General features: G+C 51.4%; 9 protein-coding genes and 1 pseudogene. 8 read left to right on the top strand and 2 right to left on the bottom strand.

The annotated features are described in order from the left end of the window. Nucleotides 1-52: 52 nt before the first annotated feature. From XMD530_RS02890 to can, 3 genes are all read left to right on the top strand, one after another. Nucleotides 53-1,477, top strand: coding sequence for an FAD-dependent oxidoreductase (locus XMD530_RS02890; RefSeq protein WP_173480113.1), 1,425 nt, complete (start codon nucleotides 53-55; stop codon nucleotides 1,475-1,477). 109 nt (nucleotides 1,478-1,586) lie between these two features. Next, nucleotides 1,587-2,651, top strand: a complete 1,065-nt coding sequence (gene hemE / locus XMD530_RS02885) for a uroporphyrinogen decarboxylase (protein WP_173489004.1) — start codon at nucleotides 1,587-1,589, stop codon at nucleotides 2,649-2,651. Between the two features lie 58 nt (nucleotides 2,652-2,709). Next, complete coding sequence (gene can / locus XMD530_RS02880) at nucleotides 2,710-3,408, top strand: carbonate dehydratase (RefSeq protein ID WP_173484443.1); 699 nt, start codon at nucleotides 2,710-2,712, stop codon at nucleotides 3,406-3,408. 57 nt (nucleotides 3,409-3,465) lie between these two features. Here the strand turns inward: can and XMD530_RS02875 are convergent, their stop codons facing one another. After that, nucleotides 3,466-4,737 carry an O-acetylhomoserine aminocarboxypropyltransferase/cysteine synthase family protein gene (locus tag XMD530_RS02875; RefSeq protein WP_173482761.1) on the bottom strand — a complete coding sequence of 424 codons (1,272 nt, stop codon included), beginning with the start codon at nucleotides 4,735-4,737 and terminating at the stop codon, nucleotides 3,466-3,468. Between the two features lie 106 nt (nucleotides 4,738-4,843). Between XMD530_RS02875 and radA the strand changes: the two genes are divergently transcribed. Together radA and XMD530_RS02865 are read left to right on the top strand one after the other, a co-directional pair. After that, nucleotides 4,844-6,220, top strand: coding sequence for a DNA repair protein RadA (radA, locus tag XMD530_RS02870; RefSeq protein ID WP_173489006.1), 1,377 nt, complete (start codon nucleotides 4,844-4,846; stop codon nucleotides 6,218-6,220). Between the two features lie 15 nt (nucleotides 6,221-6,235). Then, nucleotides 6,236-6,871, top strand: a complete 636-nt coding sequence (locus XMD530_RS02865; protein WP_173480126.1) for a nucleoside triphosphate hydrolase — start codon at nucleotides 6,236-6,238, stop codon at nucleotides 6,869-6,871. Between the two features lie 49 nt (nucleotides 6,872-6,920). On the opposite strand, the gene ettA is transcribed toward XMD530_RS02865, so the two are convergent. Continuing rightward, complete coding sequence (ettA, locus tag XMD530_RS02860; protein ID WP_173506694.1) at nucleotides 6,921-8,579, bottom strand: energy-dependent translational throttle protein EttA; 1,659 nt, start codon at nucleotides 8,577-8,579, stop codon at nucleotides 6,921-6,923. Nucleotides 8,580-8,848: 269 nt separating this feature from the next. Between ettA and glyA the strand changes: the two genes are divergently transcribed. From glyA to ribD, 3 genes and pseudogenes are all read left to right on the top strand, one after another. Next, nucleotides 8,849-10,102, top strand: a complete 1,254-nt coding sequence (glyA, locus tag XMD530_RS02855) for a serine hydroxymethyltransferase (RefSeq protein ID WP_173480128.1) — start codon at nucleotides 8,849-8,851, stop codon at nucleotides 10,100-10,102. 95 nt (nucleotides 10,103-10,197) lie between these two features. Further along, nucleotides 10,198-10,659: pseudogene (gene nrdR / locus XMD530_RS02850) on the top strand (transcriptional regulator NrdR); the annotation flags it as partial. Between the two features lie 137 nt (nucleotides 10,660-10,796). After that, nucleotides 10,797-11,894 carry a bifunctional diaminohydroxyphosphoribosylaminopyrimidine deaminase/5-amino-6-(5-phosphoribosylamino)uracil reductase RibD gene (ribD, locus tag XMD530_RS02845; RefSeq protein ID WP_254446167.1) on the top strand — a complete coding sequence of 366 codons (1,098 nt, stop codon included), beginning with the start codon at nucleotides 10,797-10,799 and terminating at the stop codon, nucleotides 11,892-11,894. Nucleotides 11,895-11,897 lie beyond the last annotated feature (3 nt).

The following is an 11,897-nucleotide window of genomic DNA, read 5'->3' as shown; positions in this document are numbered from 1 at the left end:
GTTTATTAGATTATCGCCCAGATGCGTCTGGGCTTAGACAAGAGGTGGGACTATGACTACCCGTCTTCACAACAATTTTCAGTTTGTTGAAGTAGGCCGTAAGGGCCCAGAAAAGATCGAAGCAGAAGTACGCCGTGGCGAGTTTGCTGAGATCTATCAGCCGTTTGAGCAAGAGGACGTTAACGCACAGGCACATCGTTGTCTTGAGTGTGGTAACCCATACTGTTCATGGAAATGCCCAGTACACAACCACATCCCTAACTGGTTGAAGTTGGTTTCAGAGGGTAACTTGTTTGAAGCGGCTACTCTGTCGCACCAGACAAACTCACTGCCCGAAGTGTGTGGCCGTGTCTGCCCACAAGATCGCCTCTGTGAAGGCGCTTGTACACTCAACGAAGAGTTTGGTGCGGTGACCATCGGTTCGGTAGAGAAGTACATCACGGATACCGCTTTTGCGATGGGCTGGCGTCCAGACATGTCCAATGTGACGTGGACTGACAAGAAGGTTGCTGTTATCGGAGCAGGCCCTGCAGGTCTTGGTTGTGCCGACATCCTTGCGCGTAACGGCGTTAAGCCAGTGGTATTCGATCGTAACCCAGAGATCGGCGGTCTACTGACCTTCGGTATTCCTGAGTTTAAGCTTGAGAAAGATGTCATGGTTCAGCGTCGTGAGATCTTCGAAGCGATGGGTGTTGAGTTCAAACTGAACACTGAAGTGGGTAAAGACATCACGATGCAGGAACTGGTTGATCAGTTCGATGCAGTCTTCCTTGGCATGGGTACTTACACCTACATGAAGGGTGGTTTCCCAGGTGAAGATCTTGACGGTGTCTACGATGCACTGCCTTTCTTGATCTCTAACGTAAACCACTGCCGTGGCTACGAGAAAGATGCTTCTGAATACATCAGCATGGAAGGTAAGAGAGTTGTTGTGCTTGGTGGTGGTGACACTGCGATGGACTGTAACCGTACCTCGATCCGTCAAAAAGCGGCGAGCGTAACCTGTGCTTACCGCCGTGACGAAGAGAATATGCCAGGCTCTAAGCGCGAAGTCGAAAACGCGCGTGAAGAGGGCGTCAACTTCATGTTTAACCGTCAGCCCGTTGAAGTGGTTGGTGAGAACGGCAAAGTAACCGGTATCAAAGTGGTTACGACTCAGATGGGTGAGCCCGATGAGAACGGTCGTCGTCGCGCAGAAGTGGTCGAAGGTTCAGAAGAGATCCTACCTGCTGATGCGGTATTGGTTGCATTCGGTTTCCGTCCTAGCCCAGCGCCTTGGATGGCTGATTTCGGTATCAACCTTCACCAAGACGGTCGTGTCGATGCTGCACTAGAGGGTGATCGCCTGCCGTTCCAGACGTCAAACCCTAAAGTGTTTGCCGGTGGTGATATGGTGCGTGGCTCTGACCTGGTCGTAACCGCGATTTACGAAGGCCGTAACGCAGCTGAAGGTATTCTTGATTACCTAGAGGTTTAATCCTCGCTGATCTACATCAAAAGCCGCTGACCCCAGCGGCTTTTTATTAACTGCTTAACAGGCTCAAAGCAGGTACAATCTGCGCAGTTATTTTTAGGAATTTGCGAACATGTCTGAATTGAAAAATGATCGTTTTCTTCGTGCTCTATTGAAAGAGCCAGTCGATTACACGCCAGTATGGATGATGCGCCAGGCGGGTCGTTACCTTCCTGAGTACAAAGCAACACGCGCCCAGGCGGGTGACTTCATGTCACTCTGCATGAACAAAGATCTAGCCTGTGAGGTGACCATTCAACCTCTAGAGCGTTTCGATCTGGATGCGGCGATTCTATTCTCTGACATTCTGACTATTCCAGATGCGATGGGTCTAGGTCTCTACTTTGAAGCGGGTGAAGGCCCACGCTTTAAGAAAGAGGTACGCACAGAGGCAGACGTTGACGCGATTCCGGTTCCAGACCCAGTCAAAAATCTTGGCTACGTGATGGATGCGGTGAAGACCATTCGTTCCGAGTTGAACGGCCGTGTTCCTCTAATCGGCTTCTCTGGTAGCCCATGGACACTGGCGACTTATATGATCGAAGGGGGCTCTTCTAAAGACTTCCGTCACATCAAAGCGATGATGTATTCACAACCAGAAGTACTCCACAAATTGATGGATAAGCTTGCTGAGTCGGTCACGCTCTACCTAAATGAGCAGATTCGCAGCGGTGCTCAAGCGGTTCAGATCTTTGATACTTGGGGTGGTGCTCTGAGCGGTCCTATGTACCAAGCCTTCTCACTCGACTACATGAAGAAGATCGCCGATGGTCTGATTCGTGAATACGATGGTCGCAAAGTACCGGTGATCATGTTCACTAAGAACGGCGGTCAGTGGCTTGAGTCGATGGCTGATGCGGGTGCGGATGCACTAGGTCTTGATTGGACAACAGACATTGCAGATGCGCGTCGTCGTGTCGGTGATAAAGTGGCACTGCAAGGCAACATGGATCCATCGGTTCTTTATGCGCCGGCTGATACTATACGCGCTGAAGTGAGCCGCATTCTTGAAGGTTACGGCTCGGGTACCGGTCACGTATTCAACCTTGGCCACGGTATTCACCAGTTTGTGAACCCAGATCACGCCAAAATCTTTGTCGATGCGGTGCATGAGCTGAGTGTCCCTTACCATAAATAAGAAGCGCCACAAATAAGAAGCACCAGGATTAAACTGAGACTGCGGTAGACGAGAGACTATGAAAAAACTGAGCGGGCTGTTTGAAAAAAACCGAGGCTGGTCTGAAAAGATCCACCGGGCTAATCCAGAGTTTTTCGCAACCCTGGCAGCACAGCAAGCACCGGAGTACCTCTGGATAGGCTGTGCTGATAGCCGCGTCCCGGCCAATGAGATCGTGGATCTGATGCCGGGTGAGCTGTTCGTTCACCGCAACGTCTCGAACCTTGTCGTGCACTCAGACATGAACTGTCTGTCGGTTATTCAGTACGCAGTCGATGTATTGAAAGTCAAAGACATCATGGTCGTAGGACACTACGGCTGTGGTGGTGTTGTTGCCTCAATGGAAGATGAGCGTCACGGCCTCATCGATAACTGGCTAAGTCATATTCGTGATGTCTACTACAACCATCGCAAGTTCCTCGGTCAGTGGGAAGCGAAACCTTACCAGGTTGATCGTCTTTGTGAGCTGAACGTCGTCGAGCAGGCGCTCAATGTTTGTAACACCACCACGGTTACCGATGCTTGGGCGCGGGGGCAAGAGCTTAATGTGCACGGTTGGATCTACGGTCTCGGTGATGGCCTATTGCGTGATCTTGGCTTCACAGTCAGCAGTAAAGAGACAATCCGACCTACCTTTATCGATGCGGTCAATCTGATTGAGGCGAAAGGCAAGCAGGTTGAAGGTCACACCTGCAGTACCTTCTGCGATCACGATTAGATCGAGTAAACAGTAAAAAGCCCGCATCAGCGGGCTTTTTGTTGGCTCTTCTTCGTATTAGACGCTTGCTAATGCCTGATCCAGATCGGCAATCAGGTCGTCAACGTGCTCAATACCGATCGATAGGCGCACCATATCCTCAGTAACACCGGCAGAGGCTAACTCTTCGGCATTCAACTGACGGTGAGTCGTTTCGGCGGGGATAGAGGCGAGTGACTTACAGTCACCGATGTTCACTAGGCGCAGGAAGATCTGCAGAGCATCGTAGAATTTACGCGTTGCTTCACGTCCACCTTTGACACCAAAGCTCATGACACCAGACGCATTACCGTCCATGTACTTCTTAGCCAGTGCGTTATCTTGGTGCGAGGCAAGGCCTGCGTATTTCACCCAAGTTACCTGATCGTGATTCTCAAGGAACTCAGCGATTTTCTGTGCGTTTGAGCAGATGCGCTCCATACGCAGTGGCAAGGTCTCAATGCCCTGTAGCAACAAGAAGACGTTCATTGGAGAGATCGCTGCGCCGGTATTACGCAGAGGCACTACGCGACAACGGCCGATGAATGCCGCCGGACCAAAGGCTTCTGTATAGACTACGCCGTGGTAAGAGATGTCAGGCGTATTGAGAAGCGGGAAGCGGTCTGCATGCTCAGCCCAGGGGAAGTTGCCGGAATCGACAATCACACCACCAATGGAGTTGCCGTGGCCGCCGATGTATTTAGTGGCAGCAGTCACGATGATATCGGCACCCTGTTCAATGGGACGCCAAAGCGCAGGGCTTGGAACGGTGTTGTCACAGATCAGCGGGATGCCGTGACGGTGTGCGACCTCTGCCAGTGCTTCGATGTCTGCAACACGGCCCGATGGGTTGCCAACCGATTCACAGTAGAGCGCTTTGGTACGCGCATCAATTTTAGATTCGATGGCGGCTATGTCATTGCTGGCTACAAAGCGTACCTCAATGCCTTGGCGTGGCAGTGTGTGTGCAAATAGGTTGTAGGTACCGCCGTAAAGATCGCTGGCCGAGATGATGTTGTCACCGACTTCGGCAATGGTCTGAATGGCGTAAGTGATCGCTGCCATACCTGAAGCGACGGCAAGACCGGCAATGCCACCTTCTAGCGCTGCGACACGCTGCTCTAAAACGTCAGTCGTTGGGTTCATGATGCGCGTATAGATGTTGCCGACTACTTTAAGGTCGAATAGGTCAGCGCCATGCTGTGCGTCGTCAAAAGCGTAAGAGGTTGTCTGGTAGATAGGTACCGCAACCGACTTGGTGGTTGGATCGATTTGATAGCCCGCGTGTACCGCTTGTGTTTCCAATTTCATTTATCTTTCCTTCTCTTCTTATTGATCTACGCTTAATGCAAAATAGATAGACATTTTGTACGCGTAATCCAAACCTTACGCAACTTCTATGGAGTAATAACCTTATATGGCAAAGGCAAAGTTAGCCTACGTCTGCGACGAGTGCGGAGCTGATTACAGTAAATGGCAAGGGCAATGTACTGCCTGTAAAGCTTGGAACTCATTGAAAGAGGTGCGTCTTGGCTCTGCACCGGCAGGTGGTGCTCAGGCTGCCGTGCGTCGTCAGGGTTATGCCGGTGAAGCGGGTCAGTCGAAAGTGGTGAGCCTCTCAGAGGTGGAGCTGAAAGCGACAGATCGTATCAGCAGTAAGATCGGTGAATTGGACCGAGTCCTAGGGGGCGGCTTAGTACCTGGATCTGCCGTGTTGATCGGTGGGCATCCCGGTGCCGGTAAATCGACCCTGTTGTTACAAACCATGGCCGCACTGGTGGCCGATATGCCAGCACTCTATGTGACCGGTGAGGAGTCACTGCAACAGGTCGCCATGCGTGCTAAACGCTTAGGCCTAGCAGTTGGGGATCTGAAGATGCTCTCTGAGACCTCTGTCGAGACCATCTGTGATGTGGCGGATCAACTCAAGCCTAAGGTGTTAGTCATCGACTCTATTCAGGTGATGCACGTTTCCGATGTCCAGTCTGCACCAGGTTCTGTATCTCAGGTTCGTGAAAGTGCGGCCTATTTAACGCGTTACGCCAAACAGACGGGCACGGTGATCTTTCTGGTAGGCCACGTGACCAAAGATGGCTCATTGGCCGGCCCCAAAGTACTTGAGCATATGATCGACTGTTCACTGCAACTAGAGGGCGAGAGCGACAGCCGATTCCGCACACTGCGCAGCCATAAAAACCGTTTTGGCGCCGTTAATGAGTTGGGTGTGTTTGCCATGCTCGAGACAGGGTTAAAAGAGGTTAAGAACCCCAGCTCTATCTTTCTAAGTCGTGATGATAATGCAAGGCCGGGCAGTGTCGTGATGGTCGTCTGGGAGGGCACCCGTCCGATGCTGGTCGAGCTTCAAGCACTAGTCGACACGTCGCACCACTCCAACCCTAAACGTGTGGCCGTGGGGATGGACCAAAATCGACTGGCGATGCTTTTAGCGGTATTGAACCGTCATGGTGGATTAATGACCGGTGATCAAGATGTGTTTATCAACGTGGTTGGCGGCATACGAGTCATGGAGACCAGCGCGGATTTGGCGCTATTAACGGCGATTGTCTCCAGTTTTCGTGATAAGTCACTGCCAACCGACTTGATCGTCTTTGGTGAAGTTGGCTTGTCCGGTGAGATTCGTCCAGTGCCAAACGGGCAGGAGCGAATTAAAGAGGCGGCTAAACACGGCTTTACTCGTGCGATTGTGCCCAAAGGTAATAAGCCAAAAGAGAACGTTCCGGGTATGAAGATCATCGCCGTTGATCGCCTCTCTGAAGCCTTAGACTCTATCTAATCTGAGTAAGCAGTAATGATTTCACAACAGGTACAACATCTACTCTCATGGTTAACCAATTATCATCAGCTTGGCACACGGGTTGTCATCGCTGTGGTTGGCCCGCCCGGTGCCGGTAAGTCGACGCTCTCTGAGGAGCTGGTCGACACTATCAATGACACTAAAGGGGATGGACAGGCCGCTGTTATCCCAATGGATGGATTTCATCTAACCAATGAGGTCCTGGTCGAACGAGGTCGTTTAGATCGAAAGGGTGCTCCAGACACCTTCGATGTAGAGGGATTGATCAGCCTGGTACGACGTATTAAACAAGCGGATGCTGATGTACGTTACCCAATTTTTGATCGCTCAATTGAGGCGAGTCATATCGATGCGGGTCTTCTGCCTAAAGGGTGTGAAGTGGTCGTAGTAGAGGGTAACTACCTTTTACTAGACGAAGCGCCTTGGTCAGAGTTGGCCCCCTATTTTGATCTGACAGTGTTTACATCACCCACATTTGAAGAGCTGGAACGTCGGCTGATTCAGCGTTGGTTAGATCATGGCTACACACAACAGCAGGCTGAGCAAAAAGCTTGGAACAACGACCTTCCGAACGCTAAAACGGTGGTAGAACGAAGCCGAAAGGCAGATTTGGTTTTTGATCAGGATTGAGAGATAAAAAAAGCCGCTGAGAAGCGGCTTTTTTGATGGTGGCAGGAGCTTAGCTCATGCGGCGATACTTGATGCGCTCTGGCTGGTGATCCTTGCCGAAGCGTTTCTTGTAGTCTTCCGCGTACTCAGTGTAGTTACCTTCAAAGAAGGTCACCTGTGAGTCACCTTCGTAGGCGATCATGTGAGTACAGATACGGTCAAGGAACCAACGGTCGTGGGAAATCACTACCGCAGAACCTGGGAAGGCTAGAATTGCCTCCTCAAGTGCACGTAGCGTTTCGATATCCAGGTCGTTGGTTGGCTCATCGAGAAGCAGTACGTTGCCACCCTCTTTAAGCAATTTCGCCATATGCAGGCGGTTACGCTCACCACCTGACAGATCTTTGACAAACTTCTGCTGATCGGAACCGCGGAAGTTGAAGCGACCACAGTAGGCGCGTGAAGGGGTGGTGTAGTTGCCTACCGTGATCATATCAGAACCGTCAGAGATCTCTTCGAAGACCGTCTTGTTGCCATCTAATTCACGAGACTGGTTGACGTAGGCAAGCTGTACCGTTGAACCAAGCTCTACAGAGCCTGAATCTGGCTGCTCTTCACCGGCAATCATGCGGAACAGAGTCGATTTACCCGCGCCGTTGGCACCAATGATGCCTACAATCGCACCCGGTGGAATCGAGAAGTTGAGGTTTTCGAACAACAGCTTATCGCCGTAGCTCTTAGTCACGTTTTTCAGTTCGATCACCTTGTCACCTAGGCGTGGGCCAGGTGGAATGTAGATCTCTTGAGTTTCGTTACGTGTCTGGAACTCTTTAGAGTTCATCTCTTCGAACTGTTTTAGACGTGCTTTTGATTTCGATTGACGACCTTTAGCGCCTTGGCGCACCCACTCAAGTTCTGCTTTGATCGCTTTCTGGTGAGCCGCTTCTTGTTTAGCTTCCTGCTCTAGACGAGCATCTTTCTGCTCTAGCCATGAGCTGTAATTACCCTCCCATGGAATGCCATGGCCACGGTCCAGTTCCAGAATCCAACCAGCCGCGTTATCAAGGAAGTAGCGGTCGTGGGTAATCGCAACCACGGTACCTGGGTACTCCTGAAGGAAGCGTTCGATCCAAGCGATCGACTCAGCATCCAAGTGGTTGGTCGGCTCGTCGAGTAGCAGCATGTCTGGGTGATCAAGCAGCAAACGACAAAGAGCCACTCGGCGACGCTCACCACCAGATAGGTGTTTTACCTCAGCACCCCAAGGCGGTAGACGCATCGCATCGGCCGCACGCTCTAATGCTGTATCAAGGTTGTGACCATCTTTGGCCGTGATAAGGTTCTCTAGTTCGCCTTGGCGTTTCGCTAGGGCATCAAAATCTGCATCTGGGTCAGCGTATGCTGCGTAGACCTCATCCAGCTCAGCCATAGCGCCTTTGACATCGGCCACCGCCTCTTCGATCACTTCACGAACGGTTTTTGTCTCATCCAGCTCAGGTTCCTGCGGTAGGTAGCCGACGTTAATGCCGGGCATTGGACGCGCTTCACCGATGTAATCCTGATCGACGCCCGCCATGATTTTTAGCAGCGTTGATTTACCCGCACCGTTCAGACCGAGGACACCGATCTTCGCGCCAGGGAAGAAGGATAGGGAGATATCTTTAAGAATTTCGCGTTTAGGTGGGACCACCTTACCAACGCGGTTCATTGAATAGACAAACTGTGCCATGTGTTGATTCCTAGCAAAATATCTGGGCTACAACGCCGTTGCATGACCCATTTAAAAAGGTTGCGCAGAGTATACCAGATAGGGGGCGGTCAAATCACAGGGCGGCACACTTAAACTTGAGAACAATTGCAGGTTGACCTGATCGCTTTTCAAGTGATTTTTCTACCCGTTTTGCCTTATAATGCGCGCCATCAAAATCTTTCGAGCTGACCAGGCTTCTCGATTGCAGCCAAAGTCGTCAGATCGTTGAACCAATACAGGGGATCTCCATGTTTAGTAAGGATATGAACATCGCTAGCTACGATGCAGAACTTTGGGCAGCAATGCAGTCTGAAGAGACGCGTCAAGAAGAGCACATCGAGCTCATTGCGTCAGAGAACTACACCAGTCCACGTGTTATGGAAGCGCAGGGTTCAGTTCTTACTAACAAGTACGCGGAAGGTTACCCAGGCAAACGTTACTACGGCGGTTGTGAGTACGTTGATAAAGCAGAAACGCTTGCGATTGAGCGTGCTAAAGAGCTTTTCGGTGCAACGTTTGCAAACGTTCAGCCACACTCAGGTTCACAAGCTAACGCGGCTGTATTTATGGCGCTTTGTAAAGCCGGCGATACTATTTTGGGTATGAGCCTTGCACACGGTGGTCACTTGACTCACGGTGCTGCAGTCTCTTTCTCAGGCCGTATCTACAATGCCTTCCAGTACGGTCTTGATGAGAACGGTGACCTAGACTACGCGGAAGTTGAGCGTCTTGCTCTAGAAAATAAACCGAAAATGATCATTGCCGGTTTCTCTGCTTACTCGCGTGTCGTTGATTGGGCTAAGTTCCGTGAAATCGCTGACAAAGTGGGTGCATACCTATTTGTCGATATGGCACACATTGCTGGCCTAGTGGCTGCTGGCGTTTACCCAAGCCCACTGCCATACGCTGACGTCGTGACAACAACGACTCACAAAACACTGGGCGGACCACGTGGTGGTTTGATTCTATCTGCGCGCGCTGATGAAGAGCTGCAGAAGAAACTGAACTTTGCGGTATTCCCAGAGTCTCAGGGCGGTCCATTGATGCACGTTATCGCGGCTAAGGCTGTCTGCTTCAAAGAGGCGATGGAGCCAGAGTGGAAAGCGTACCAAGCACAGGTTGTTAAGAATGCACAGGCGATGGCTGAAGTATTCCAGCAGCGTGGCTTTGATGTCGTTTCTGGCGGTACTGATGACCACCTATTCCTACTGAGCCTAATTGGCAAAGAGTACAGCGGTAAAGATGCTGATGCGGCACTAGGTCGTGCTAACATCACTGTGAACAAGAACTCGGTTCCAAACGACCCACGTTCACCGTTCGTCACTTCAGGTCTACGTATCGGTACTCCAGCCGTTACTCGTCGTGGCTTCAAAGAAGCTGAAGTGGCTGAGCTAACTAACTGGATCTGTGACGTGCTTGAGAACATCGACAATGATGATGTGATCAACCGCGTGAAAGAGCAGGTTAAAGCGATCTGCGCGAAGTACCCAGTTTACGCTTAATCGTGGATTTGAGAGTTCGCTCTCAACCGCATAGAATATCGAGGGCAGCATTGAGCTGCCCTTTTTCGCTCTTTTAACAGCACTGAGAGGCCAATATGCATTGTCCCTACTGTGGCGCATCGGACACCAAAGTGAACGACTCAAGACTGATCTCAGAAGGTCAGCAGGTTCGTCGTCGTCGCGAATGCGTGAGCTGTCATGAGCGATTCACCACCTTTGAAGCGGCTGAACTGTTAATGCCGCGTCTGATTAAGAATGATGGCAGTCGCCAGCCGTTCGACGAAGAGAAACTCCGTTCAGGTATTACACGTTCCCTAGAGAAGCGCCCGGTCAGTATTGAACAGATTGAAGCCTGTTTGAACCGTGTAAAGCAGCGTTTGCGTGCACCGGGAGAGCGTGAAATTGAGTCAAAACTGGTCGGCGAAGCGGTCATGGCTGAACTGCGTAAGCTTGATCAGGTCGCTTACGTTCGTTTTGCTTCGGTCTACCGTGACTTCCAAGACATCAATGAGTTTAAACTTGAAATTGAGCGTCTAGCTGAGCCCGAAGTAGTTGAGACTAAAAGTGCCTCGAAATCGGCACTGACGGCTAACGCCCAACCAGAACCTAAATCGAAACCGAGTCGTAAATCTCGTCAGAAAAAACAGGAACCACAGGTTCCAGATAGTCCAGATCTGTTTGGAGACGAGCTACTTTGAGTTTTACGATCGAAGATCGCCAGTACATGGCAAGAGCCATACAGCTGGCGGCTAAAGGCACCTACACCACAGACCCTAACCCCAGAGTCGGCTGTGTATTGGTGCGCGATGGTGTGATTATCGGCGAGGGTTACCACCAGCGCGCCGGTGAGGGCCATGCAGAAGTCAACGCGTTAAAAGCGGCCGGTGATGCAACCGGTGCGACTGCCTATGTCACTCTGGAACCCTGCAGCCACTTTGGTCGGACGCCACCCTGCTCTCAAGGACTCATCGACGCCGGAGTGACGCGTGTCGTTGCGGCCATGGTTGATCCAAACCCTGAAGTCGCCGGAAAAGGCATTGCAATGTTGAAAGCGGCGGGAATCGATGCGGCTGCCGGGTTACTTGAGACTGAAGCGCGGGCACTGAATCCTGGGTTTCTTTCCAGAATGGAGCGCGGCCGTCCTTTTGTTAGATTGAAACTTGCTACCAGTATTGATGGACGAACGGCCATGGCATCGGGTGAGTCGCAGTGGATCACTGGCCCTGAAGCGCGAGCCGATGTGCAACGACTGCGAGCCCGCAGTAGTGCAGTGATTACCGGGGTCGGATCGGTTCTACAAGATGATTCTGCTTTGACGGTTCGGGAAGCTCAGTTGCCGGCATCGGTTGTGCCGCTGACTGAAGGTCGTCAACCCTTGCGCGTGGTACTGGATTCGCAGGGCAGGCTGCCAGCCTCAGCACAGATGCTGGCGCTGCCTGGCAGAACCTTGCAGGTTGTCGCTGCAAACAACTGCAACCCACTTGAGGGTGCTGAGCAGGTTCAACTAGCGAATGAAGCAGGGCGTATCGATTTGCCACAGTTGCTTAGCTATTTGGCCGAAAAAGAGTCCTGTAATGAGGTGTTGGTGGAGTGTGGCGCCCAGTTAGCCGGTGCCATGCTAGCAGCAGGGTTAGTAGATGAGTTGGTTCACTATATGGCACCTAAATTGATGGGGTCTGATGCCCGCCCTCTAGCTGAGCTTCCATTAACTGAGATGTCTGAAGCGATCGAGATGAAACTGAAAGATGTCCGACAGTTTGGTCATGATCTTCGCATGACCTGGACAGTTTAGGAG

It is taken from the genome of Marinobacterium sp. xm-d-530 (genome assembly GCF_013283365.1).
GTDB lineage: Bacteria > Pseudomonadota > Gammaproteobacteria > Pseudomonadales > Balneatricaceae > Marinobacterium_E.
Note: the sequence above shows the minus strand (reverse complement) of the source record. Positions and strands in the feature narration are given on the sequence as shown.